Source organism: Paenibacillus sp. FSL H7-0737 (assembly GCF_000758545.1).
Taxonomy (GTDB): Bacteria; Bacillota; Bacilli; order Paenibacillales; family Paenibacillaceae; genus Paenibacillus_AQ.
Window position 1 is genome coordinate 4,292,237 of the sequence record NZ_CP009279.1, and the last position, 25,663, is coordinate 4,317,899.

At 38.8% G+C, this 25,663-nt stretch carries 20 protein-coding genes and 2 pseudogenes; 4 read left to right on the forward strand and 18 right to left on the reverse strand.

All coding sequences use genetic code 11. The features are described 5' to 3' along the window. The 9 genes and pseudogenes from H70737_RS18845 to H70737_RS30430 form a co-directional block, all read right to left on the reverse strand. Positions 1–972, reverse strand: a complete 972-nt coding sequence (locus tag H70737_RS18845) for a GNAT family N-acetyltransferase (protein ID WP_042189600.1) — start codon at positions 970–972, stop codon at positions 1–3. Beyond that, positions 973–2,193 carry an anhydro-N-acetylmuramic acid kinase gene (locus H70737_RS18850; RefSeq protein WP_042189603.1) on the reverse strand — a complete coding sequence of 407 codons (1,221 nt, stop codon included), beginning with the start codon at positions 2,191–2,193 and terminating at the stop codon, positions 973–975. After that, the gene (locus tag H70737_RS18855) at positions 2,193–3,053 is read right to left on the reverse strand and encodes a carbohydrate ABC transporter permease (RefSeq protein ID WP_042189606.1); all 861 of its coding nucleotides are present in this window, start codon (positions 3,051–3,053) and stop codon (positions 2,193–2,195) included. Before H70737_RS18855 ends, H70737_RS18850 begins: the two co-directional genes overlap by 1 nt. Before the next feature lie 18 nt (positions 3,054–3,071). Next, positions 3,072–3,974: a carbohydrate ABC transporter permease gene (locus H70737_RS18860; protein WP_042189608.1), complete on the reverse strand. Its 903-nt coding sequence runs from the start codon at positions 3,972–3,974 to the stop codon at positions 3,072–3,074. A gap of 104 nt (positions 3,975–4,078) precedes the next feature. Further along, positions 4,079–5,533: an ABC transporter substrate-binding protein gene (locus H70737_RS18865; protein WP_036688723.1), complete on the reverse strand. Its 1,455-nt coding sequence runs from the start codon at positions 5,531–5,533 to the stop codon at positions 4,079–4,081. A gap of 57 nt (positions 5,534–5,590) precedes the next feature. Then, the gene (murQ, locus tag H70737_RS18870; RefSeq protein WP_042189612.1) at positions 5,591–6,496 is read right to left on the reverse strand and encodes an N-acetylmuramic acid 6-phosphate etherase; all 906 of its coding nucleotides are present in this window, start codon (positions 6,494–6,496) and stop codon (positions 5,591–5,593) included. 570 nt (positions 6,497–7,066) lie between these two features. Beyond that, complete coding sequence (locus tag H70737_RS18875; RefSeq protein ID WP_042129113.1) at positions 7,067–7,930, reverse strand: MurR/RpiR family transcriptional regulator; 864 nt, start codon at positions 7,928–7,930, stop codon at positions 7,067–7,069. Between the two features lie 305 nt (positions 7,931–8,235). Next, positions 8,236–8,576 (reverse strand): annotated as a pseudogene (locus H70737_RS18880) (MMPL family transporter); the annotation flags it as partial. Then, positions 8,554–8,829 carry a TetR family transcriptional regulator C-terminal domain-containing protein gene (locus H70737_RS30430; RefSeq protein WP_081951161.1) on the reverse strand — a complete coding sequence of 92 codons (276 nt, stop codon included), beginning with the start codon at positions 8,827–8,829 and terminating at the stop codon, positions 8,554–8,556. The pseudogene H70737_RS18880 and the gene H70737_RS30430, both read right to left, overlap by 23 nt. Before the next feature lie 88 nt (positions 8,830–8,917). Between H70737_RS30430 and H70737_RS18890 the strand changes: the two genes are divergently transcribed. Together H70737_RS18890 and H70737_RS18895 are read left to right on the forward strand one after the other, a co-directional pair. Beyond that, positions 8,918–9,619 (forward strand): response regulator transcription factor, encoded by a 702-nt coding sequence (locus H70737_RS18890; protein WP_042189618.1) that lies wholly within the window; start codon positions 8,918–8,920, stop codon positions 9,617–9,619. Between the two features lie 6 nt (positions 9,620–9,625). Then, a complete protein-coding gene (locus H70737_RS18895; protein WP_042189621.1) occupies positions 9,626–11,017 on the forward strand; it encodes a sensor histidine kinase in 1,392 nt (463 codons plus the stop codon). 82 nt (positions 11,018–11,099) lie between these two features. Here H70737_RS18895 and H70737_RS18900 read toward each other — a convergent pair whose 3' ends face one another. From H70737_RS18900 to H70737_RS18915, 4 genes are all read right to left on the reverse strand, one after another. Beyond that, complete coding sequence (locus tag H70737_RS18900) at positions 11,100–11,453, reverse strand: YxeA family protein (protein WP_042194171.1); 354 nt, start codon at positions 11,451–11,453, stop codon at positions 11,100–11,102. Between the two features lie 5 nt (positions 11,454–11,458). Further along, positions 11,459–13,378 (reverse strand): ABC transporter permease, encoded by a 1,920-nt coding sequence (locus tag H70737_RS18905; protein WP_042189624.1) that lies wholly within the window; start codon positions 13,376–13,378, stop codon positions 11,459–11,461. Continuing rightward, on the reverse strand, positions 13,365–14,132 hold the full coding sequence (locus H70737_RS18910; RefSeq protein ID WP_042189627.1) for an ABC transporter ATP-binding protein: 768 nt from the start codon (positions 14,130–14,132) through the stop codon (positions 13,365–13,367). The genes H70737_RS18905 and H70737_RS18910 overlap by 14 nt, the downstream gene beginning before the upstream one ends. Positions 14,133–14,285: 153 nt before the next feature. Next, complete coding sequence (locus tag H70737_RS18915) at positions 14,286–15,434, reverse strand: VanZ family protein (RefSeq protein ID WP_042189629.1); 1,149 nt, start codon at positions 15,432–15,434, stop codon at positions 14,286–14,288. A 135-nt stretch (positions 15,435–15,569) separates the two neighbouring features. Here H70737_RS18915 and H70737_RS18920 point away from each other — a divergent pair, with 135 nt between their 5' ends. Beyond that, positions 15,570–15,818, forward strand: coding sequence for a DUF418 domain-containing protein (locus tag H70737_RS18920; protein ID WP_269321848.1), 249 nt, complete (start codon positions 15,570–15,572; stop codon positions 15,816–15,818). Positions 15,819–15,884: 66 nt separating this feature from the next. Here H70737_RS18920 and H70737_RS18925 read toward each other — a convergent pair whose 3' ends face one another. The 4 genes and pseudogenes from H70737_RS18925 to H70737_RS18940 form a co-directional block, all read right to left on the reverse strand. Then, positions 15,885–17,525 carry an alkaline phosphatase gene (locus H70737_RS18925; RefSeq protein WP_042189633.1) on the reverse strand — a complete coding sequence of 547 codons (1,641 nt, stop codon included), beginning with the start codon at positions 17,523–17,525 and terminating at the stop codon, positions 15,885–15,887. Positions 17,526–17,719: 194 nt separating this feature from the next. After that, the gene (locus H70737_RS18930; protein WP_042194173.1) at positions 17,720–18,856 is read right to left on the reverse strand and encodes a glycoside hydrolase family 18 protein; all 1,137 of its coding nucleotides are present in this window, start codon (positions 18,854–18,856) and stop codon (positions 17,720–17,722) included. A gap of 4 nt (positions 18,857–18,860) precedes the next feature. Next, the gene (locus tag H70737_RS18935; RefSeq protein ID WP_042189635.1) at positions 18,861–19,961 is read right to left on the reverse strand and encodes an acyltransferase; all 1,101 of its coding nucleotides are present in this window, start codon (positions 19,959–19,961) and stop codon (positions 18,861–18,863) included. 44 nt (positions 19,962–20,005) lie between these two features. Beyond that, a pseudogene (locus H70737_RS18940) lies at positions 20,006–21,330 on the reverse strand (glycosyltransferase family 2 protein). A gap of 655 nt (positions 21,331–21,985) precedes the next feature. Between H70737_RS18940 and H70737_RS18945 the strand changes: the two are divergent. After that, on the forward strand, positions 21,986–23,335 hold the full coding sequence (locus tag H70737_RS18945) for a lytic polysaccharide monooxygenase (protein ID WP_042189638.1): 1,350 nt from the start codon (positions 21,986–21,988) through the stop codon (positions 23,333–23,335). A gap of 378 nt (positions 23,336–23,713) precedes the next feature. Here the strand turns inward: H70737_RS18945 and H70737_RS18950 are convergent, their stop codons facing one another. Continuing rightward, positions 23,714–25,549 carry a carbohydrate-binding protein gene (locus H70737_RS18950; protein ID WP_042189640.1) on the reverse strand — a complete coding sequence of 612 codons (1,836 nt, stop codon included), beginning with the start codon at positions 25,547–25,549 and terminating at the stop codon, positions 23,714–23,716. Positions 25,550–25,663 lie beyond the last annotated feature (114 nt).

Consider the following 25,663-nt stretch of genomic DNA (forward strand, 5'->3'; position numbering starts at 1 on the left):
TTAAAGTTCCCTCCGCAATATAGAAAATTGTTTTTCAATAGTAAAGCCCGCTTTTTGATAGATTCGAAGAGCCGGATTATTATTTCCAGTGAATAGAGAGATATATTGACAGCTCACATTTTGAAAAGCTTCAACCATTCGGAAAAATAATACACTGCCAAGGCCATGCCCCTCATGCTCTGGGTGCACTCCGATACCGCAAAAAAATGCTCTTCCATCAGGCTGCGAAATAATTGGACCTGCAAAGCCCACAACCTCGTTTCCGTACACAGCTACTACAAGCGGTGCGCCAACCTTCACATAAGTAACAACATCCTTCTTCCACTGCGGATTTTGCAGGGCAGCAAGCGTTGCTTCAAGCCCAGTATGTAAATCAGGGACATAGGACGTAATGTAATAGTCCTTGCTATTTGCATTGGTTTCCTTATCTAAAATATCTTCGGGAACTATAAAGCTTCCGAGTTTTAAATACATGCCGCATTGCGTCGCTCGATCTTCGTAGCCTCTAGCCATTAAAGCTTCATATAATGGCTGGTCCTTACTGATACCCGGGGCATTATTATGCTCATGCTGAGGTGCACTTGGTATACTCCACTTCAGCTTAACAGGGTTGAAAAACAATACATCCGCTTGTCTTTTCCCAAGTTCTTGGAATCTTTTTTCTAAACGCAATAGAAAAGCATCGTAAAGCTCCAGAGAAGCCACATGGGTATCTATAATAACACTCGTAATATAACCGGCCACATCTCCAAGAGGGAGATCTTCACCGCAGCAGCCAGCTGCAAAACCAACAATCCCTTTTTCGTCACAGCCTACCCATATACAGTCAGCGTCAAAATAAGGATGGTCGATGAATGTATCTTGAAACTCTCGCTCTGTAAATGGCTTATAATCATATTTTGTAGCCTCACGATTCCAAAGCTCTACAACTGCAGAGTGATCTTCAATTGAAAAGGGTCTGATTCGCAACATTTAAGCCTCCTGTGAACGTCCAATATAGGGCCAGGAAATTTTGCCCATTACTACTGGCTGTGAAGCTCCAGTTACTAGCGGGATATTGTTTGGTAAGCGCTCCATCGTGTAATACGCTAGCAGAGCAAAAGCAATTGCTTCCTTAGCATCACTATTACCACCGATATCCTCCTGCGTCAGCACCTGCACGTTATGCGGTGCAAATAAGTGCTGTAAATCACGCAAAAGCGTCTTGTTATAGCTTCCACCGCCGCCAATTAACAATTGCTCAGCCTGGTGCTGCGGTGTAATATACCGTTCATAGCTATCGACGATGCTCCAGGCAGTTAAGTACGTAGCTGTTGCAACAACATCTTCTGCTTTCCAGTTATTAACCTTCATCATTTCAATAATTTGTGCCACGTATTGTTGGCCAAACCGTTCTCTGCCTGTCGATTTTGGTAACGGCATCGTATAATATTTATCCTGCTGCATCCATTTCAATAGCTCATCAATCACTTGACCGCCCGCACCAATTTCGCCATTAACATCCATTGTCATTGGTGCAAATAACTGCGATACAAGGCCATCGATAATCATATTTCCAGGACCCGTATCAAAAGCAAATACCTCATCCGGTGAGGCATTTACAGGCAAAACAGTCACATTGCCTATTCCGCCAATATTTTGCATCAGAAGTGTTTTCTTTGGATTGTTAAACAACAAGTATTCGGTAAATGGTACTAACGGAGCTCCTTGTCCACCCATTGCCATGTCAGCAACTCGAAAGTCTGATACGCAAGGAATTCCTGTGCGATTGGCGATAACTGCACCATCCCCAATCTGAACGGTACAATGCAGATTATAACCGCCCATAACATTCTCATCCGGAGCATGATAGATTGTTTGACCATGCGATCCTACTGCGAATATTTGCGAAGGCGAAAGGCCGCATTTCCCTATAACGGATAATGTGGCTTGGGCGTATAATTCGCCAAGCCACATATTCATTGCGCCAACCTTATCAATCGTAGCGCTAGCGGGATCAAAAAGCTCAAATATGGAGTTTCTAACTTGCACCTCAAAAGGTGTGTTTTCAAAAGCCAGTAATTCAATCTCTACTCCATGCTCTTTTTCGGCTGATGGGAAAAGCTTAACTACTGCTGCATCAATACCATCTACTGATGTACCGGACATCAAGCCAACTAAGTATGTTGCATCAACTTTTGATTGTTTGTCCATTAACCTTTCACCGCTCCAACTGTTACCCCTTCAAGGAAGTATTTTTGTAAACTGAAGAACAAAATAAACATTGGAACTGCTGAAATGGTTGCCCCCGCCATCATCGGTGCAAAGTAAGTTGTATTCGCAAAACGAAAGTTTTTCAAGCCGACCTGAATGGTTTGCATATCCATTGTATTCGTTACTAGGAACGGCCAGAAAAAGTCATTCCATGCCGCCATAAACGTTAGGATTGCTAGTACTGCCATAATTGTTTTAGATAAAGGCATAATGATATACCAGAAGATTTTAGGCTGTGAACAACCTTCGATTTTAGCAGATTCAATAATTTCAACTGGAATGGAGGACATGAACTGCTTAACCAAGAAGATGTTGTATACCGTTACTATGCTCGGCATAATCAACGCCGTGTACGTATTTTGTAATTCAAAAATATTTACGATCAAAATATATAGTGGAACCTGTGTGACTTGAACAGGAATCATCATAGATCCCAGCAAAATAGCGAACAAAATGTTTTTCCCTTTAAATTTCATTTTTGCAAAAGCATATCCAGCAAGTGTAGCAAAAAATACGTTAGATACCGTGATACACGCTGCCACTATAAAGGAGTTCAATAACCAGTCCCATGTATGTGGGCTGAAGTTAAAGAAGAATTTATAAGATTCAAATGAAATCTTCGATGGTAAGATAGAATAGCTCATTGCACCAGCTTCTACCGGATCACCGAACGAGGAGATGACCATAAAGTATATCGGGAATATGGTAGCTGCGGCAAATAGGATAAGGAACGTAATGTTTGCGCCATTACGTATGAACAGATACCCTTTGCTTCTTAAGCTGTTGTTGTACAAACCCATAGTATTCTGCTCCTTTTCCTAGTATTCTACATCTTTACCTAAAAACTTGAATTGAAGGAATGATATAAATCCGATAATCGCTGCTAGAACTAATGATTGTGCCGCTGCCTCACCAAACTCAAAATATGTGAACGCATTGTTAAAGATTAACAAACCTACCATTGTTGTTGCATGGTCTGGTCCACCGCCTGTCATAAGATAAGCGTTTTGGAATACTTGGAAGGAACCGATAACACCAGTAACAAGTAGGAATAGCGTTGTTGGCTTAAGGAAAGGGACAACGATAAACCAAAGCTTTTGCAGGAAAGACGCGCCATCAATTTCAGCTGCTTCATAATAGCTGTTATCAATAGCGAGTAATGCGGCTATATAAATAATAATTGCTGTACCATGACTTGATAACCATGACATTAACACAAGTGAGAACATTGCAGTTGCACTGGAACCAAGCCAGTTTTGATTTTCAATACCTAAAAAACTCACGAGCTTATTAGCAATACCTGATTTTAACGGATCGAAGATCCACAGCCACACAACAGAAAGCGCTACACCAGATGCTACGGCTGGCAAGTAATATAGTGCTTTAAAGATCGTTTGTGTTTTTTTCTTGAAAGGAATAATCAAAATTGAAATTAAAAATGATAGAAGAATATTAAACGGAACAGTTAATAGCGTATATACTAACGTGTTTTTCAGTGCTTTCCAGAAAAGTTCATCTGAAAACGAGTTAACGAAGTTATCCATGCCGACAAAAGTGGATCCTAATGGACCATATTTTTGTAAGCTGATAATAAAAGCATTGATGACTGGGTATGCGGTAAATAAAGAAAACGCAATAAGTGCTACTGCGATAAACGCGTATCCCCAACCTGAGTCACTTTCGAGTTTCAATTTTTTTCTTTTAGTCAACGTTTGATTCATTGGGTCGCACCTCTCTTCTAAAAACAGTACAAGCTCTAGCTAATTTAGAAGGAAAGCTGTACGTTCTAGCTACGCACAGCTTTCACATGTCAGCCTAAGACAGACTAGTCAACTACAATACCATCTTTACCGAAAGATTTAATTGCAGCTGCTTTAACTGCATCATACATTTCTTGTGGAGCAATCTCATTTGCAAGTAAGGCTTGTAGTTTAGGAATAATAACTTCTGTTTCAATTTTTAATGCTTCAGCAGCCAGATCAGTAGGAATATCTGTACGAGCCGGAAGCGCTTTTGCCATCATAGCTTTACCTGCAGCAACGTTATCTTCGTTACGAGGGAATTTTTCAAGTACTTCTGCATTACGTGCAGATTCAGTAATTGGTGATAAGAACAGCTCATTACTGTAGTTAGCAGCAATTGAACCAGAAGACAAGAAATTCGTTGCTAGGGCAATATTTTTGATGTGCTCTTCAGATGGAGCTTTTTTACCACGAAGTGCGATATAACCATCAACGATTGAAGTAGGGACATAATCGGCACCGTTGAATGTTGGGACTGGAAGTGAAATATAATCAACTTCAATAGAATCTGCAACAGCTGAACCATCGTTCGCTTTAATCTTCTCATTGTTTAGACGAGCAGAGTTTTCAAATGCAGATAAACCTTTACCTGTGATCATCGTTTGACCCGTTAGGAACATGTTCCACCGTTTACCAGCATCGATAGAGCTTAGCTCTTTAGGCATAGAACCATCGTTGATCATTTCGCGAATAGATGTAAGTAGCCCCAAGAAGTTTTTGCTTGTATACGTATATTTAAGATCTTTATCGAAGTAATCTGGTAAACCAGCAGTTTTAGCAAGAATAGCTAGATAGTCTTTAGATGCTACACCAGATGTTGCGAACACGAAACCATAACGAGTAGTTTCACCTTTATCATTTTTCACTACGCCTTTAGAAATTGCATTACGGAACTCTTCATAAGTCCAACCGTTTTGTTGAATGCTTTTCCAATCAATTCCGGCTTCTTCAAGGAATTGTTTGTTACCACCGATAGTGTGGATTTCCATATACGCTGGTAGGCCGTATTGAGCGTCACCTAGTTGGAAATATTTCAATGGAACTTCGTCATAATCTGCCTTCGCTTCATCAGAAAGGGCACCGTTAAGGTCGATTAGTACATTAAGTGCTGCATATTTCGAAATTCCTGAAGCACCGATAAAAGCAATATCTGGAGGAGAACCTGCATTTACTTGAGTATCAAGTTTTTGCGTCATATCTTCCCAGCTCGCTGGCTCGATTTTCAAAGTCAAGTTAGGATGTAGTGTATTAAATTCTTTTTCCATATCAGCAAAACGTGTTTGATAGTTCGCTGATATCGGAGGTAAAAGTGCTGTAATCGTATCCTTTTTAGGCTCAGAACCACCGTTACTAGTTCCTGTGTTACCGGAATCTGTAGAAGCTGGAGCGTTATTTCCGTTTCCTCCGCAAGCCGATAATAGTGATACCATCATGATTCCTGACAAAAACAGAGTTAATCCACGTGATCTTTTTTTCATCGAAAACAGCCTCCTCAATTATTAATAGCATCCATCCTGTTATTCCACTTTTCACACCTAAACCAATGATGAGATTGCCTGTTTCAAGCGTCCTCCGTTTGCGTTAAGTACTTGTTCTGCTTCTTTTGCATCTAACCCCGATTTAATCATCATAATTGCCAACTTACAGTTCATAGATGCTTTTTCAAGTGTTTCTGCGGCGGTTGATGTATCTACACCAGTCGTGTTCATGATGATACGAATCGAGCGATCTACGAGCTTAAAATTACTAGCCTTCAGATCAACCATCAAGTTGTTGTACGTTTTTCCTAACTTGACCATTGTGCATGTTGTCAGCATATTAAGCACCAACTTCTGAGCAGTTCCTGCCTTTAATCGAGTCGAACCGCTAATGACCTCAGGTCCTACAACAGGTGTTATACAAACATCTACAATGGGTTCGAACTTTGAGCCTCTGTTGTTACAAACACCGATAGTGGCTGCTCCAAGTTCCTTTGCTTTCGCTAAAGCTGCAATTACGTAGTTTGCACTACCGCTTGCCGAAATCCCAATAAGTACATCTTTGTTTGTTACACCAATGCTTTCGATTAATGCGATCCCTTCATCCATATCGTCTTCACAGCCTTCAACCGCAGTACGCAAAGCAATATCACCACCAGCAATATAGCCCTGCACCAAGGAAGGATCTGTACCAAAGGTAGGAGGACATTCGGAAGCATCCAGAACACCTAATCTTCCTGATGAGCCAGCTCCTATGTAAAACATTCTTCCACCATTAGACAACCTATGATGTAGAATATCTACCGCCTTTGCAATCTGCGGAATCTCCTCAGCTATAGCTCTGGGGACCAGTGCATCTTGTTGATTCATTAACTGGATCATTTCTTCCGTAGTACATTCATCAATCATTAATGTGTCTGGATTCACAGCCTCTGTTGTCAATCCCGCAAGGTAGTCATTCATAGCCATCCTCCTTCTTCCCAGTCTTAATCTGTCATGTAATTAACAAAACGAGTTAGATTAACTTACAATTATTATGTCCTTATACTAATACAACACCATCGCTTCGTCAATAGATTTTGAAATATAATTTCATAAAGAAAATAAATTCTGATGTTTTATTTCATTCCTTACACACTATGTTATACCACATTTATAAAGCGCTTACAAGATGCAATTTAAATTTTTAACAATTGCTTTGATCGCTATGGCTCTAAGGTTAAAGCGATTTAAAAAAATGTATTATTTGCTGATTATCGCTCCAAACGAAACATAAAGTTACATCATCCGTGTTCAACCGGATGATGTTTCGTCTTCGATTCCATTCATTTTCTTCCTCATAATTGTGTGCCAAGCTATTAATTATTGAATTAAACTAATTATTATATTCATTAGATCAACGTATTCATCATGTAGATAATCTGACATGGATTGATAAATAGTATATTTAAGTATACGAAGTGAATGAAATACAAAAAAAAGAAAGCATTGATCCATGATCAATGCTTTCCTCCACATTCATTCTATCAGAACCTAATTTCTAAGTTTTTTCTTTAATATATTATGCGTTTTTGTTAAGTAGGTTTTTACTTCTTCATATTCTGCACTTGCGACACCAGCAAATAATATGTCGATGATCGTAAGCATCGCAATACGCGAGCCCATAGCCCCACTGCGGATTGTTATTTCAGGTGTGGATATGCTCAGTACAATATCCGCCCGCTCCGCAAGCTCACTTTTATTGTACTTCGTAATCGCAATACATTTCGCTCTATTCTTTTGGGCAATTTCCAGTGCATCAATAATATCACTAGTTGCTCCAGAGTTAGAAATGAAAATGGCAACATCATCTTTCTCAAGTAAAGTTGCTGCCGTGAGCTGACTATGACCATCTGTATAGGCATGACACATCTTATTAATTCGCGAGAACTTCTGTTCCCCGTCCATACAAACGAGTCCCGAAGCACCTATTCCAAAGAAAACAATTCGCTTACTATGACATAGTAATTCTACAGCTCTTGTAATTTCTTTTCGATCAATAACACTAAGCGTATCCTCAATGGACTTGCAATTATTCAATGAAATATTTGATATAATTGTCGAGAGATCGTCACCTGGCTGAATATCTGTATATTGAGCCTTTGAATCCTCATCACGAGAACCCAAAGATGCAGATATACTCACAATAAAATTGCGGTACCCGCTGTAACCCATCGTCTTACAGAAACGAAGGACAGATGCATCGCTTGTCTTACTCGATTGAGCCAATTCCTTAATCGACAAATGAGGGATCTCTTCCGTATTTTCTAAAATGTAATCTCCGACCAATCGTTCAACTGGTGTAAAACTCTCTCGCATATCACGAATTTTAATTAATACGTTGTCATTTAGACTCATAATCTACCTACTCTAGATTTAATTAACACCTTTAATAATATCATAATCAATATAAACAACCTATTTCAATAACAAAATACGTTTTGGCATATCAAAAGCAAATATTAATTAATCTATTAAAATCATCCTACTCTTAGATCACCTGGTGACTTTACGTTGATTATAGCGTAATAAAGTTGTAAGGTATAGTCGATAATTATATACCTTCTGATATGGTGAAACAAGGGACCACAAAGGTCCCCGAAGATTCTTTCTATTGTTCTCAGCATACGTATAACGCATGTATTTTTTAATTTTACTGCCGTCTAAATATGACTCGATTTGTCAACTACATTCTTTGATGTAGCACCGTTGCTTGAACCATTTAATTTGCTAGCAAGCTGCTTTAATGCAGTCAAGAACACCGGCATGGCCGCTACACTTAGTAATAATAGTGCAATGATTAATACGAATGCTACCTGTATAAGTGTCATTACGCCCGAAGGAATCAACGCGGCGCAGGTGCCTCCTAGAATAAAGGCAGCAGACAATACTACACCAACCATATAACGTGATGCCACTCAATTCTTGATCCAATATCCCCTTCAAGCTCGTTGTACCGCATCATCAGGAATATGCTGTAATCAACGCCCAGGGCTGCAATCAAGCCATCTAATGGCATTCCAAAAGCTGTCTGCAAGTTCTTCTTCGAGCTCAAGCGAATACAGTAACTCACCTTCTCCCATCATTTTAGCGAACATCTTCAAAGGGCCATATACAGTGCAGATCAATGCCATGGAAGGCAGGGGGCGTAACAATTTTTCCTCCTTACCTGATTTGGTTATATCTAGAATGAATTTTATTAAATCACCGAATATTGCTTTGCTATGTTCGTCTAAGTAATACCCATCTTCATGCAAGCCTTTCTTTTGCGATTTTTTTGCGCAAGAAATAAAGAGTCCTTTATAATGTAATAATGTACATAAAGACGGATTTGGAGGAAAACAAATGGCAAGTCATAAATGGGTATTAATCATAGACGATGAAGATGATTTAGCTCGTCTGATGAAGGCAGTTTTACATAAAGAAGGTATTGCAGACGTTGTAACTGCCGGGACAGTTGCAGAGGGCTGGGACAAGTTTCAGGAGTATAATCCTGAACTTATCTTGCTAGATATTATGCTACCAGATGGAGAAGGATATGACTTATGCAGAAAAATTCGGGAAACATCAAATGCACCGATCTTATTTATGTCTGCAAAGGATGAGGAAATTAATAAGCTGTTAGGACTGGCGATAGGTGGCGATGATTATATTACTAAACCGTTCAGTCCCAAAGAAGTTGCCTATCGGGTAAAGGCACAACTGAGAAGAGCTGGCTTTACAGAGGAAAAAAAGGCTCCGAAAAGTTTGCAAGTGGGCCCCTTTGAGCTCAGTGCCAATGAGACAGAATTAAAAAAGAATGGCAAACCCCTTGTGCTTACCGCCAAAGAAGTCGGTTTAATGAGCTGTTTCATGCATCATCCGAATCAGATCATAAGCAAAGAAACCTTATTTGAACAGGTATGGGGTGAAGATTTTTTTGGTTCCGATAATACAGTGATGGTACATATTCGGCGCTTACGCGAAAAAATTGAGGCCGACCCTTCAAATCCTTCCTTTATTTTGACGGTTAAAGGGTTAGGTTATAAATTAAATACCAAGGAGTGAGACTAGTTGAAATGGAAATTGACACTCCGCTTTTTAAGATCGGTTATGACTATTGTTGTGATCGTTGGTATTGTAAACGCGATTTTGTTCCTTTCCTTATTCGTTATAAAGGTAAATAATAATAACTTTGGCACTGAAGAAGCATCTGCAGAAACCTTTAGCCGGACCTTTTCACAATACGTAGAATTACAGGCTGGCAAACCTGTTGTGAATGAAGAAGGTCTCAAAAAACTACAAGAAATGAGCGCCTGGGTACAATTCTTGAATGACCAAGGGGAGCAAGCAGCTGCCTTTTATACCCCTAAAGAATTGAAAACAGAGTATTCTCCTATTGAAATTGTACAAATGTATAAATATAAAGAATTAGATGCACGCACGACGGTTTTTGTCAGCGAAGCCCAAAATTTCAGTTACTTTTTAGGGATTAATAATCCAAAAATAGGCCGGTACGTAATGACCTATGACTACGCTAAAATTTTCAAAGATGTTAATGTTTTTCTTTTCATTTTTTTAATCGTTGATGTGCTTATTGTAATCATCATTGGATTTTTATTTGGGAAAAAGTTAACTGCACCCCTTCATACATTAATAGAGGGTATTCAACAGCTTAGGGAGCGACGTTTTAAGAAAATGCCTACTCCTAAAGGCGTTTATGAAGAAGTTTTCCGAAACATGAATGAACTATCAGAAAAGCTCGATCGACATGAAGAAGAACGTAAGCATCTCGACCAAATGCGTGAGGAATGGATTAGTAATGTTTCACATGACATGAAAACACCACTTGCTTCTATTCAAGGTTATGCAGAATTTATAAACGACAGTGCCACAGATTTAACAGCACAAGAATTACAGGAATACACAGCAATTATCAAGAGTAAATCGATGTATATGAAAGATTTGTTAGATGACCTCAATTTAACGACGCGTTTGCGTAATCACCAGCTATCCCTGCAATTTGAAGAGGTGAATCTCGTTCAGTTTCTACGAGAAATGACGATTGAACTTTTAAATGACCCGACCTTTGGTGAACGGCAGATAGAGTTTGAGGCAAATGTGGTTAAAGCCGTACATAAAGTAGATAAAAAATTACTAAAACGAGCGATCCTTAACTTTATCTACAACGCGCTGGTGCATAACGATGAAAATGTTGTGGTGAAGATTCGAGTGGAAACCATTAGTCCGCATACCCAAATTACAATTTCTGATAATGGCCAGGGTATTCCAGCTAAAGATCTGGAACAGGTTTTCGAACGCTACTATCGGGGTACAAACACAACGAGTAAGCATGGAACTGGGTTAGGAATGGCCATCGCCAGAGATATTATTTGGGCTCATGAGGGGAAACTCGATTTGACGAGCGATGAAAATACCGGTACCACCATTACTATACTTTTATAATACAAATGACTTACCTACTCATTAGGTAGAGAAAAGGGCTGTTCTCCACTTACTTTATTGGAGACAGCCCTTCTTCAATCTATTAGTTTTTTAGTGCCTTTAGCGGAATATCCTCTAATTTCACTTCATCGTATGAGGAGACTTGATCACCTTTTTTTACATACATTTTCAAGTAGGCGCCTTTACGAAGATTTTTTTGTGCATTAAATTCCAGTGGAATTGTATTACCTTTGGCATTTGTAGCCTCTAGTGTATAAGAATAAGAGGTCATGACTGAACCATCGCTCAGTTTATATTCATGGGGTTCCCCATCCTCTGTGATTTGTAAGTAGTAATTTTCGGCATTGAAGCGATTGAAATCAATCTTGGCTATAGCAAAGACCCCTACAACTCCAATAACAAACAAAATACCCATAGTAATTAGAAATTTTTTCATCTCAATCATCCTTCTGTTCTATTATTTAGTGTGATAATACGATTGTAAGAACCTACGGTTAAGAAATAATACAACCCGTAAATTACGGTATAAGCAATCATCCAGAGCAACACAGGTTTTGCTAAATCTATCATCAGTAGACTAGAGAATGCTTTTAAAGCCACTACACTATGCAATAACCCTACTACAAGCGGTACAACAAAGATAACGAATACCTGTGACGCAATGGATTTTCGCATTTCTTTTGCACTGACACCCATTTTATGCAGCATATTGTACTGTGATTTATCCTCTTCTGCCTCTGTTAAAACCTTAAAATAAATGATACTGCCTGTAGCAGCCAGAAATACTAGACCAAGGAAACTTCCGATAAACAGTAGAGACCCCACACCTTCCAAACTTGTTTGGTAATCTTGTGGACCACTTGAAAATAACGCTTCTTCAGGTAATTGGTTTGCAATTTTTTTAGATAAATCTACAGAAGCATCATCTACCCCAAGAACACGATAGTGCAGCACTTCCCCATCATTTTGCAACACTTTATACTGATCCTCCGAGACTACCACGGTTATACCTGCTGTACCTACATTCAATACGCTTTGCGTTTTAAAGCTTTGGAATGTGAGAGGATGGCCGTTGCCTGTTGTTATAGTTTTCCCTGTATATATTGGTGAGAACCTTTTGTCATATCCGATATCTAAAATAACCGCGTAGCTGTCCTTTACATCTAATTTTTCTTTATGTTGTAGACTTGCTAATTGGTTGTATGTTTTTTCATCGATAACTGTATATTCTCTTTTATCAGAGCTATCGAATGTTGATGACGAGTTTAATTCTTTCGTATGAAACGTAATGGATAGTGCTTCGATATTTTCATCGTATTTTGTATCTGATACTACAGCACTCACTTGTTTATCCATTTCTGCATCTATCGACTGATACATAAAGGTATTAGGATTAATCGTTTTCGCCGAGTCATTCGTATTGTAATAAAGGCCATAGACCGCTCCACCGGCAGTTACTGTCGTAGCACTCAACACGGCAATCACAGTTAATGTACGTGCGTTCCCACGAATACGATAGAGCAGCTGAGAAATAGTAATGACATGAAGGCCTTTCCAAAGCCACCTTTCATTTTTCTTAATCATTGCTAACACAAAGCCAGTCACACTGTGGAACAATAAAAATGTACCCAAAATAACCGTTGTTAAAATAATTAATACAGTCAAGGGGAATCCAATTTTTTCCCATACCTTAGAAGTGAAAAGGTCCTGCATTGCAAGCCAATAGCCCAAGACAATGAGTAACACTCCAAGAACAGCTACTATCATAGATGGTTTAGGCGCCACTTCTCCCTTTTTGGAAGCATGAAATAAATCAATCAGCTTAAATTGATAGATCAAGCGATAGCCTTGAAACGATGTTACTAAAAATATAACTAGAAATACGATAGCCGTGTTCATCGCTGCCGCCGCTGAAAATGTAAAGGGTGCAACAACGTCATAACCCATTAATTGAATTAAAATCGTCATAAATCCTTTTGAACATAGGAACCCAAGTACAATTCCTACTACTAAAGAGAACAATCCTAACAATAAATTTTCGAAAAAGAGCATAAAGCCTATTTGACGATTACGTACCCCTAGCAACGCATACAATGCGACTTCTTTTTTACGTTTTTTCATAAAAAATGAATTGGAATAGGCTATAAATATGAACACGAAAAAGATGAGAATGACTGCCGCCCCACTCATTAGTGACCCAAGTTTTTGGGATGAAGCCGTCTGTTCTGCTATCGTATCGCTATATTTTAAGGTCACAAATGTAAAGTAAATGATGATACTAAACACCATCGATGCAATGTATAAAAAATATTGCGAAAAGTTTCGGGCTATATTTTTTCTTGCTAGACTAAATAACGTCATCTACCTCACCCCCAATGGCCGCATGAACATCTAAGATCTCTTGGAAGAAGGCTTTGCGTGTCTGATCACGACGAAATATTTCTGTAGAAAAAGAGCCATCCTTGATGAAAATAATCCGGCGGCAGAAGCTTGCGGCAAAGGCATCATGAGTCACCATCATAATGGTCGAGTTGTTATTTTCATTTAAAGTGCTTAAGCTTTCCAATAAATCTGTTGCTGATTTAGAGTCAAGCGCACCTGTTGGTTCATCAGCCAAAATCAGTGCAGGCTCTGTCACGAGCGCTCTAGCCGCAGCGGTTCTTTGCTTTTGACCACCAGAGATTTGGTAAGGATATTTTGCCAGTAAATCTTCAATCCCAAATACTTTAGAAATCTGAGTCACGAGGTGATTGATTTTCTTCGCTGGAATTTTAGCAATCGCCAGAGGAAGCAATATGTTCTCCTTTACCGTCAAGGAATCGAGTAAATTGTAATCTTGGAAGATGAAGCCGAGATGTTCACGTCTGAAGTCTGATAAGGCTGCTTCCTTCATATCATGAATACTCTTGTTCTTCATATAAATCTTCCCTTCAGTTGGGGAATCAATAGTTGCTAACAAATTTAGCAAGGTTGATTTCCCCGCTCCTGAAGGTCCCATAATCCCTACAAACTCACCTTCATGAATGTCAAAAGACACGTTTTCTAAGGCTGTGTAAGCAGCACTTAACTTCCCGTACACTTTTTTTATGTTTTCTACTTTTAATAATGGTTCCATTCATTTCACCTCATAATTTGCTGATACTTATACTATAGGCTGTGAACCTTACAGCAAATTCATGCCAACCTTACAATAAGCTTAAATCCAAAAAAAAGGGGTACCCAGTAGCCATTTAAGACTACGGAGTACCCCTTTACGATTGAAAAGAATTCATTTTTTTCTCGTTGTATATAAATCAGAAGCTTCATCAAAGTAAAAGCGGCGTTTTTGTTTGCCAAACACGACTAATATAACATGAATGAACAACACGATCGTTAAAATGATAGAGGTCAATGCTGCACCTAACGTTAAGAATATAGATGCCTTATAAAATGGAGAATCCATTGATAGTTCCACGTTATTCAAAGTATTCGCAATGACTGTTATGAAGTACATCGCGTAAATGGCACCAAAGCGTTTAAATAACCGCTTGTTCGTTTCCACTCGACTTATTTTACTGTCATAGCGATAACGCATTATTTTCGTACCGATTGTCGATCCATTCCAAATCCATGGAATAATAAACAAGGTTACAGATAGTGTAATTGTGCTCACAATAAATTCACTAACCATATTAACGTTGGTCATACTCAACACAACTTTAACTAATATGTTGCTGATAAATAGATCAATAATAACAGCCAGCAACACAGACATCCCTCTTACTTCATCAAGAGCCAATAATCTTTCTGCTTTCTCATTAATTTTCTTTTTTGATGGGAATAACGCCAACACGGCTGGAGCAATAAAGAAGCCCAGTACCCCGCCGGTAGTATTCAACAATAAATCATCCACATCAAAAATACGATAAGGGCAATTATAAATCCCGTAAATGCCGGTTACCTGTGTTATCTCATAAAATAATGTTAATAAGAACGTGATTGCTAGCGCTTTTTTCCAGTGTTTCTTGTCTTGAAAAAAGTATCGCAAATAAACACCAAAAGGTAATAATAGCAAGAAATTAAAAAAAGCTTGATAGAATGAGGGTTGGCTAAATAACAGTCTATAAGTTGCAGGCTGTGATAACACGATACCACTATTCCCTAAGGTGCTCACTATAAATTGAAATGGCATCAATGAATAATGTTGTGTGCCCGGTTTTTGTAGTGAACAAGTATCGCGTATCTCTGGCAACGGCAACAAGACTAAAAATAACGCTGCTAGAAAGTAAAAAATAAACGAAAATGAAATTAACGTGGTAGAAAATGGCAGATAGTTATACTTTCTATAGGTATAAATGAGCCATGGGATAAATAAGGCGAATGCTAAAACCACAAAAAAGATCGCTGCCACAAAGATTGGTTGAGTATATGCTGACATTTCTAGTTCACACCCCATAATTATTTAGTATTCATATTAACCATAAAACTGATTCTAATTCAACTGAAGTTGGAACATTTTATCATATTTAAGGATCCTGTAATGTTGGCATCAATTTAATGTAAGGTTCGCACCATATCACGGGTGGGTCAAATGGCATTTACAAATTATGTAGCTCAAAGCATTATAGGGACGGCAATCATTTCAATGATAGGTCTCGAAGTCGTTTCACCCAAAGATATTCTCTACATCGCTGTTCTGATTTATATTATTCAAATCATTTGTAGTACCATCTGGTTCAAGTTCTTTTCCATGGGACCTTTAGAAAAGCTTTGGCGCTTGATGACCTATGGAACAAAGCCTGCAACAAAAAACCCCTCATAAAAAAGGGGTTTTCGGGTTTAAGCGTTTTAACTTTTAGTCGAAGAATCATGCCATGAACTCTAATAATTAGAGAATCAAGTCTAATGCATCCTGTGAAACCCACACTTTATCTTTAATCATTACTGTCAGTACATTGAGTTTCGTTGTTTTGCCATCCAGAATGGCGATGTTTTTATCTATAGGTAGCTTGAGAACTTGGCCTGCTTTTTTCACTACAACCACCGGATTAGTCTTATCGGTCTTGTCTAGGGTGATCGTAGCTCCTTTGGCCTTGAATTTATCACTGGATACGTACAGTGTATCCTGAAGCTGTGCCAGATTTAGTCCGGTCACTTCTTGAATATACTTATTCACATCCGTATTCTGGATTACACCGCTGTTCACGAAATCGGTCGGTTTATAATTAGCCGGATGGTAGGCGAACAATCCAACTTCTTCCGATGTATGATCATCCGTAGAGAAGGTTACGCCTATCTTATTCCCCAAGATTTTACCGATGACCGGCGAAAGGTTATCTTTCATGCCTAATCTGACTTGATCCGCTTCTTCTTTGGTTAAATCACTAAGTCCATAATTATCCGCTAGGACCTTTTTGAAATTGTGCTCATTAATACTGCCTTCAATGTAATAACTGGTGTGCTTCGCTTTCTTCAACACGGAGACTAGGTCTTTGGTGGAATCATAGTTCGTCATATTGAGCCCGCCAGTAGCATGATCCGAAACGGACAAGACTGCTGTATTTCCGTCTTTTTCTGCAAAATCAACAGCGGCTTTGAAAGCTTTATCAAACGCTAAGGTCTCACTCATAATCCCCACCGGATCGTTATCATGACCATACCAGTCAATCTGGCTTGCTTCGACCATCAGAATAAAACCTTTCTCGTTCTGTGACAATTTCTCTATCGCTACTTTGGTCATTTCAACAAGGCTCGGTTGCTTTTGCGGGTTCAGATCAAAATCAGCATCCAGTGGTTCGGGGTTGAACAGCCCCCAGATTTTATTCGTTTTAGAATTCATTAAACCTGCTTTATCCGTTACGTATTCATATCCATTTGATTTCAGGATTTTGGTTAAATCTTCTCCGTCCTTACGGTTAATGTCTTCTTTGCCGGGTACCAAATACCCGGACCCACCCCCGAGAAGAACATCTACACCACTGTAGACCATCTGTTCTGCAATAGACTGCGCATTGTCACGCGTGTAGGCATGACTTAAAAATGTAGCCGGCGTCGCATCCGTTAATTCACAAGTAAATACCGTTCCTGTACTTTTCCCTGCCATTCTCGCTGCATCCATAATCGTAAGCAGAGGTTTGTTCACGTCCTCTGGCTTAACTGCGTCCACGAACGGCATCGTGATTCGGTCGGGCAGTATGGAGACCGTCTCACTCTTAACCTTATGGCCAGTGGCATAAGCCGTAGCTCCCGCAGCGGAATCTGTGGTAAGTGAATCCGTAGAATAGGTTCTGACCAGCCCACTGAAGTACTTATCCATCGCAAGCGCCTGTCCTCCCTGATACCATCTGGCCAAGTTCACATCGGATAAGCTCATCCCATCCGTAATAAACAGGATTACGTTCTTGACTGAATTGTTTGTAGGAGCATCAGAGTTATTGGCGCCACTGGCGTAGGTCGTTCCGTTGCCTGCTGCAAGCAGACTGCAAACCATAACTGTACTGCAAATTCTCCCGATAACCTTTTTGCGCATTTGAATCCTCCTCTAGCAGATTTTGTTAAGTACGTTTCTAGTTTAAAGGAGGATTGTTTGCGGGAGCAGCACCTATTCTCTTTTAATATATTAAATTCTGTGCATATTTTGACTTGACCTGTGCTACTGATAGTGGGCTGCATCCCTAATGCCTTAACACATTATTGTCCATATAATCTTCTATTTAACAGTAGCTACTTATTCAGATTATCAGATAAGTACTTAACAATGCCGTCGTCAGAGTCTTGAGAATACTCCCACACCATGACACCAGCCAGTTTTTTATCTTTGATATATTTAACTTTTGCCTGCAAGGCCTCTTTATCTTCATACGTAATAAAAGTATCACCATCATATAAATAGGCCGTCTTCGCTGTATCGTCAAAGTATCGTTTAAATCCATCTTGGATCATATATTTTTCTTTTATCGTCTTGTAGCTTAAATCTACTTTGTCGATATTGATAGGTTTACCCAGTAAAAATGAGGCGTCATTATTCACATCACTTTTAACATTATCCCATCCGTAGGAATAAGCTGGAATACCTAGGAGAAGCTTGCTCGGATCAACATCACGATCTAAATATAAATGAATAATACGATCCACGCTGGTTTTGCTCTTTTTATGCTTATCTATAAATAAATTCGAATTATACCCTGTTGTATCTGACCAAGCTCCAGTCAAGTCATAGCTCATGACATTAATGAAATCCACATACTTTTCTACTTTTTTAACTTCAACGTTTTTGAAGAACCACTCTTCATTCCCTGCAGCAAAGGTTAAATAGTAATTTTTATTTTTACGCGGGAGTCTATCCAATTTTTCATCAAGTTCCTTCATTAGACTAGTAAAGTTCTTGGTATCCTCAGGTCGGGCTTTAGTCGTATTCCAGGAATCAAAGGCTGGATATTCCCAGTCTATATCGATCCCATCTAAATCTAACTCCTTAACCATTGCGATCATACTCTCAGTAAAGGAGTACCGGTTTTCATCCAATGAAGCATCGGAGAATCCGTCCGCTTTATACCCACCAACACCAAGTATGAAACTCGTTTTTTTATTATTTGCTTGCAGCTTCTTTATATTTTCTTTAATGATCTCATTTTTAGCAGGGTCTAGATCAAAATATACATTGGTTTTATTAATTTTGGCAAAGGCGAGAATAGCAATATCAATGTTTTTGTCTTTTAGCTTAAGATCTTTAAAATCTTTCCATAACGGTATGTACACGGAGGTTATTTTTTTGTCTGAATCATTGAGATTGTAATAGTAAATTCCCATGCCTATAGCTAATATAGCCAGGAAGACTTTTGTATATATACTTATTTTCATCATGTTAACTTCTTCCCCCAAATAATACATGTGTAATATATTTATTTAGATTTAAGACTTTAACCGTGATATAGCTAATTAAGAATACAATAATGACATTAAAAGCAAGGTTAAATATGGATTGGAGTATAGTAGCTTGTATTTCTGCTCTTCTGGATACCAATATTTCAACTAACAAATGAATTAAGTAGATACTAAAGCTAGCCTTGGAAATGGAGCTGATTATTTTTTTGACTTTGTAATTTAACTTCTCGCTAATCGCGGTTTCTTTTTCTTTAAAATAGATAAACGTTCCAATAGCCATAAAAAATGTTGAGAGTGAATAGTTGCCATAGAACATTTCATCTAACACACCACTATATAAGGAAGAAAAATAGGTCGCTAATGGCGTTACAAAAAAGGATATAATGCCGAAGTTAAAGAAAAGATTTTTAGCTTTGATGGATATCGTATAGTTGAAGAGATAATATCCAAGGATAAAATATCCTAGATAACCCATGAACAAGGGGATGTTGGTTATGGGAATATTAATATATTCGGAGGTCAATCTGAATACGAGGTCGGAGATGAATTTATAAACCACACTAACAAAAAACCATATTAACAGATAATATCTTAAATCTTTTTCACTGCACACTTTTACCAGCTTACTAATTAATGGAACTGTTATATAGATCGCAATAATTGCATATAGAAACCATAAATGTATATAATTCTTATCAAAAATTAAACCGTACGAAAAATGAATAAAAAAATCATAAACGCCCATGCTGCTTTTTTGAATGAAATATTGGGTGTATACAGCATAAATGAGTGACCAGCTAACTAAGGAAATGATTAAAGGAATTACTTTTTTAATATAAAACTGCCGATATGATTTCACTTCCACTCTAAGGATCATCGCACCACTTATCATAAAAAACACTGGTACAGCAAATCTGGATATCGAATTAAAAAAGTTGCTAATCCACCAAGAGGTTGTATTGAAATCATTTGTCCTTGTAAGCAAGTCTGCAGTGTAGTGCAGAATGATGACAGCTATAATGGATATTATTCTTAATACATCTATAAATATAATTCGTTTATCTTTCAATATATGATTCATAAATACCTCCCGATGAATAGTTTGCTGATAGTTTCAGTTGGAGACTAGCTGATACTTGATACACCTTTTCTCTCAACGAATCCCCAGCCCTCGTCATTATCAAAGTATTTAAACGTGCCTACGATATTCATATAAAGCAGCAGATTTCGATAGGTTAGTAATTCAAATTGGCTAAACAAAAACATCCTAATATAATCTTTAACTGAATAATTGCTGCCATATTTTTTGCATAAATAGAGTGAAATCCCGATTTGCAGTGCATTAATGACAATAACAGACAACAAGAGAATAACTGCCTTAAATAAATTTGTACCTTGAAAGAGCGATTGTATGAGATAAAAAACGCTTGTAAATGCTGTTAATGTACCTAGAACAAAACCATCAATAGCAAAAAGAGACTGACGCCAACGCTAAACTTTCGCGATAATTTAGACCAATAGATTAATATGCAATCTACAAAAGCTTTTTGCCAGCGTATTCTTTGTTTATAAAAGTTACTTAAGTTTTCTGGGCATTCCGTGTAGCATACGGCTTCTGGCGCGTAGACGAGCTTCTTATTCAAGTTATTCGCTTTAATGAACTCGTGAATTTTCAAGGTAATATCAATATCTTCGCCTACAGTACTTCTAAACCCGTTAACGTCCACCAATATACTCTTATAAAAAGCACCAAATGCGCCTGAAATAACGACAATTGAATTAAAAACGGATTGTGTTAGTTTTCTAACATAAAATCCATGGATGTAGCTGATAACTTGGCTTTTTATAATACCTTTACCAGTAAATTTATCTTGGATAACTCCGTTTCTTTTCTCAGCGCCCTGTACGATCTTTACCGTGCCACCTAAGGCGATGATCTTATCATCTTGAAAATATTGATTTACATATTTAAGAGAGTTTATTTCCAGCATGCTATCTGCATCCAGCGTGATAACAACATCAGAATTCGCACAATCGATGCCGGCGTTAAGAGAATCTGCCTTTCCGCCATTTAATTTATCAATTACAAATATTTTTTCATATTTCTCCGAAAAATAAATTCCTTTTATAGCAGCGTATGAAAGCTTACCCTCTGCTTCTCTATCACTTATCGATAAATCCAAAAGCTCATTTAATTTTTGAAACGTCTTATCCTTTGAACCATCATTAATAATGATGACTTCATAATTACAGTAATTTAGGCCCTCCATTGCATCTATGCAATTCTTAATAGTGAGCTCCTCGTTATAAGCAGGAACTAAAACGGAAATCGATTTTTCATCACAATCGTTATTCAACTTCTTAACTTTACTGAAAAATAAAGGGATGACTGTGTAAAGAGTTTGAAACCCAATAAAAATGAAGGTTAACAAATAAAAAAAGTATTGCATCTCCTCACTCCTTTTTATCTATCTAAAGCTTATAATTCTATGAATTGAACTGTTCTCCAGACAGTTAATCCCACACTAATTTCAATCACTTACATCCTTTGTTAGTAATTCCAACTAATAATAGTAAATAAAACCAAAAATAGCAACCTTTGAAAGCGTTGTTATTGTAATTTTCTGAATAATATATAGTTTCCCTCTTTATTTTACATACAGTAGTTTTCATTTTTCATTACAAAAAAAGAAGAAAATTAAAAGAGAGATGAATTAAGAAAATGGTATATTAATCGTTTGATCATAATTTAAAGTAAATCTTTCAAATTTCAAGAATTATATGGAAAGATAGGGGGAATGTAGATCAGGTTCCGAGGAAGTCATTTCATACTAAAAACAGTTTATTTTTTCTCATTTAATCCTAATTTTGGTAGACAAATACCATTTATTTGCATATAATCACTGTGGTGTTATAACAATTGTTATCATTCAATGAATTTAGCCCTACGCACCTTTTTCTCTTACCTTTCATGTCGATATATGAGCTCTTTGTGAGTTTATATAAATACGTTCAACAAAGAAAGGAGTTGTAATTGAGACAAGACGTTCGGTTCTGAATGTAACATTCGTTCGTAGTGCATATTTCAAAAAAAGGAGGAATAAAATGTCATTTATTCGCATTTCTCATTCACCTAGGGTAAAGTTGTTAGCTTATGGGAGTATGATCTTGATTTTTTCATTGGTTGTAATGTTATTCCCGGAAAGATCCTTTTCTCACGGTTATGTTGAAGGACCTGCTAGCCGGGCTGCACTCTGTAAATCCGGACAAAATACAGATTGTGGCCCGATTGTTTATGAGCCCCAAAGTCTAGAGGCACCAAAGGGGTTCCCTGCTGCAGGACCAGCAGACGGGAAGATTGCAAGCGCTAACGGAGCTTTTCCTAAGCTTGATGAACAATCAGCTACACGCTGGTCTAAAGTCAATATATCTGCCGGACAAAATACATTCACTTGGAAACTGACTGCCGCTCATTCAACGGCCAGCTGGAAATACTATATTACAAAGCCCGACTGGAATCCTAACGCCGCTCTTACTCGGGACTCATTCGACCTGACTCCTTTCTATTCGGTGAACTATGGAGGTGTACAGCCACCCTTCACTTACTCAGACACGTTTAACGTTCCGGAACGTAGTGGATACCACGTCATCTTGGCTGTGTGGGAAGTCGCAGATACTCCGAACGCCTTCTATAATGTCATTGATGTCAACTTTAGCGGAAGCAACCCTGTCGATACCCAAGCTCCTTCCGCACCAGCAGCTTTGACGGCAACTGCAAAAACATCCACCAGCGTTTCCTTAGCCTGGAACGCATCCACGGATAATACCGGTGTAACAGGGTACCAAGTATTTAACGGAACTTCATTGGTTGCAACCGTATCCGGCACTACATTAAATCACACCGTATCTGGATTAACCGCGAATACTGCCTATACCTTTAGTGTCAAGGCAAAAGACGCTGCTGGAAATGTCTCAAGTGGAAGCAATTCCGTCAGTGTTACTACTAATGCACCCGTTGGTAATGATACGGAAGCACCCACAGCCCCCGGCGGCTTACATGTTATGGGGACACCAACATCCTCCAGCATTCAGTTAATGTGGAATCCGTCAACGGATAATGTTGGTGTTACAGGCTACCGTATTTATAGAGGAACGACATTAATCACCACTGTACCTGGCTCCACAACGGATTATATGGTAACAGGTCTTAGCGCCGGTGCAACATATACGTTCAATGTACATGCCTTCGACGCCGCAGGCAATCAATCAGTGGCCAGCACCATCAATGGCACAACCGCTACAGCCTCTACAGCCCCAGCTTGGGCACCCAATACCCCTTACACAGTCGGTATATTGGTAACCTACGATGGTTCTGTGTATGAATGTCGTCAAGCCCATACATCGTTAACCGGTTGGGAGCCTGCTAATTCCCCGGCGCTATGGTTGTTAAAGTAATGTTGTAATAAAAACATTAAATACCTAAATCTTAAAAAACCACGAGATACAGTGAAACTGTACTTCGTGGTTTTTTACTGTTTCGATCATATCGTTCAATTACCTTTTCACAAATTTTGGCACTCGTACATGGCCGACAATTTTCATGATAAACTAACGTTAAATATTAACTTACCTCATTACAACTGCTGGCTGGGCTTAGTAATATTTCCATATTAAAATCGGAGGGAATACATGAAAACATTTATACTCAAATGGAACCAATTGAGCCTGGTAAAACAAATACACTCGGAACGGTTACGGTGAGATTGATATAGCTTCCTACAGCATCCATAACCCCTACAGCCTTCAATCCGGAGGCATAGTACTTGTTTATAATCAGGGCGCCTCCACCAACGGTTCAACGGTTCCGCTTTCCATCTCCACATGGATAGGCTTTAAAGTTACCTCAAGATAGTCAAGGTCTGCTGTGTAGAGGTCATTGGAATCCTTTTGGATTTTAATTTTGTTGGTCCCCGCTTGCAGGTTTACCGTTCCGACGCCAGATACTTTCTTCCATGAGGAGGCAGACTGGTCCCATCCAGCATTTGTCTTGGGGAATGATGCCTGGAACTTATAAATTCCATTTACATAGACGCTTTGGGCGGCATCCGCCCCCGATCCGTTCGCATAGGCAATATCCAGTATATAGTCTCCGGCTACAGGCACATCTATTGTAACTTCCGCGAAACTCCCTACACTGTTCATAACGGCCACAGCTTTTCCAAAGGATGCATAATTCTTATTGGCGGCAATTGGCCCATTCAATTGACCATTTTCAAATTCATAGTGCTTCCCGGATGTCCCATTCAACACTTGAACTTTCCCAGAGCCTGTAACATTAGCAGCGGAAGTATTGGCGACCAAATTGCCTTTATAATATACGTTGTCAAATCTTACATAATATTTATCACTAAGATAGCCTCCAGTGGTTTTATCAAAGTATACATTCTTCAGGTTGAAATTTTTATTGGAGGATACATTCAGGTCAAAATACAGCAAGTTGTCCCTAGTCGAACCCGGCTCGGTATAGAGATTTTCGATCGTAAAATTATCGATATTGTCCTGAATTTTACCCCATATGCTTCCCAGTACATTTGTTTGCTTTATGGCATAGAAGTTAGTAATGCGAACAGTTCCAATCGAGCTGGTATCCTCGCCCGGCTTAGTTCCCTCAATTCCCTGAGCGAAGATGGCTGAAGTTTGAGCAATGCCGGCATGTTCGGGGAAATAAGCAATGTAATTATCGATCGTTACATTATCGGTTTTGCCCCACCAGCCAATGACAAGATTATTATCACCGGATACACTGAAGAAATTCTTAACATCTACCCCATTATTTCCACCAAGCGATAAACCGTCAGAGCATCTAGCATCGCTAATAACTTTAACATTGTCTATGGACACATTGTCCGTATTGCGTACAACCAGTTGATGGATCAGATTGTCGTTAAAATTTCGTACCAGGATGAAATCCCGCAACTCAACATTGTTGGATTTATAGAATACCATGTTGTTTTCAAACTCTGATTCATTCGGATTCACACCTGTATCATAGGCAACAACAATTCCTGGGCCCAGAATTTTTAGGTTGGAATTGTTAGCGGTATCAATTCTGGCATGCAGAACAGCTCCCGGCATGAGGAAAATCGTCTGATTGTCCTGCATCGTGAGTTCATTATTAGCGGGATAATGCGCCCCTGCTTGATAGACGATTGCACCGGCAGGAGGCGTCGCTACAGGCGGATCCCCGAACAAGAAAAGCTCTTTATTCGGATCGTTGTCGATCCGAATAATAATTTTGCTTTTTTTATAATCGTTTAACGTGAACTGAAGCTGGTTGGCCGCCGGTTTAGTATACGTTATTCCGTATTGGGAAGGCATAATATTAGCTGATGTGAAATTGGACTTGTACTGTACCTTAACAGTCACCGTACCCGTGAATGCGAAGCTGGTAACTGCTTTGGGGGTAGCGGCCATTCCCGGTGCAGTCCATACGGGTGATGAAGTGTTTTCGACCCACACCTGAAAATCGCTGTTTGAAGCGAGACTTGCGGGAAACGGATAGACTGTACTAGTTCCTGCTGCTTCGGCTTGCCGGACATAACCGACTGTAAACGCTACCAAAAAAGATAAAAAAAACATCCAATAAAACCTATTCTTAGCCCAAGTCATTTTTTCTCCTCCTCTAAACTTGTGTTGTAGGGGACTACAATCTGAATATTAGCAACACTGCCTGTAAAAAAGAATGGAAAATTTCAAGAAAGCGTGCCATATTTATTGAAATCG

Coding starts and splice junctions, on each gene's coding strand:
- H70737_RS18845 (WP_042189600.1), bottom strand. CDS start 972: ATGTTGCGAATCAGACCCTTTTCAATTGAAGATCACTCTGCAGTTGTA.
- H70737_RS18850 (WP_042189603.1), bottom strand. CDS start 2,193: ATGGACAAACAATCAAAAGTTGATGCAACATACTTAGTTGGCTTGATG.
- H70737_RS18855 (WP_042189606.1), bottom strand. CDS start 3,053: ATGGGTTTGTACAACAACAGCTTAAGAAGCAAAGGGTATCTGTTCATA.
- H70737_RS18860 (WP_042189608.1), bottom strand. CDS start 3,974: ATGAATCAAACGTTGACTAAAAGAAAAAAATTGAAACTCGAAAGTGAC.
- H70737_RS18865 (WP_036688723.1), bottom strand. CDS start 5,533: ATGAAAAAAAGATCACGTGGATTAACTCTGTTTTTGTCAGGAATCATG.
- murQ (WP_042189612.1), bottom strand. CDS start 6,496: ATGAATGACTACCTTGCGGGATTGACAACAGAGGCTGTGAATCCAGAC.
- H70737_RS18875 (WP_042129113.1), bottom strand. CDS start 7,930: ATGAGTCTAAATGACAACGTATTAATTAAAATTCGTGATATGCGAGAG.
- H70737_RS18890 (WP_042189618.1), top strand. CDS start 8,918: ATGGCAAGTCATAAATGGGTATTAATCATAGACGATGAAGATGATTTA.
- H70737_RS18900 (WP_042194171.1), bottom strand. CDS start 11,453: ATGAAAAAATTTCTAATTACTATGGGTATTTTGTTTGTTATTGGAGTT.
- H70737_RS18905 (WP_042189624.1), bottom strand. CDS start 13,378: ATGACGTTATTTAGTCTAGCAAGAAAAAATATAGCCCGAAACTTTTCG.
- H70737_RS18910 (WP_042189627.1), bottom strand. CDS start 14,132: ATGGAACCATTATTAAAAGTAGAAAACATAAAAAAAGTGTACGGGAAG.
- H70737_RS18915 (WP_042189629.1), bottom strand. CDS start 15,434: ATGTCAGCATATACTCAACCAATCTTTGTGGCAGCGATCTTTTTTGTG.
- H70737_RS18925 (WP_042189633.1), bottom strand. CDS start 17,525: ATGCGCAAAAAGGTTATCGGGAGAATTTGCAGTACAGTTATGGTTTGC.
- H70737_RS18930 (WP_042194173.1), bottom strand. CDS start 18,856: ATGAAAATAAGTATATATACAAAAGTCTTCCTGGCTATATTAGCTATA.
- H70737_RS18935 (WP_042189635.1), bottom strand. CDS start 19,961: ATGAATCATATATTGAAAGATAAACGAATTATATTTATAGATGTATTA.
- H70737_RS18945 (WP_042189638.1), top strand. CDS start 21,986: ATGTCATTTATTCGCATTTCTCATTCACCTAGGGTAAAGTTGTTAGCT.
- H70737_RS18950 (WP_042189640.1), bottom strand. CDS start 25,549: ATGACTTGGGCTAAGAATAGGTTTTATTGGATGTTTTTTTTATCTTTT.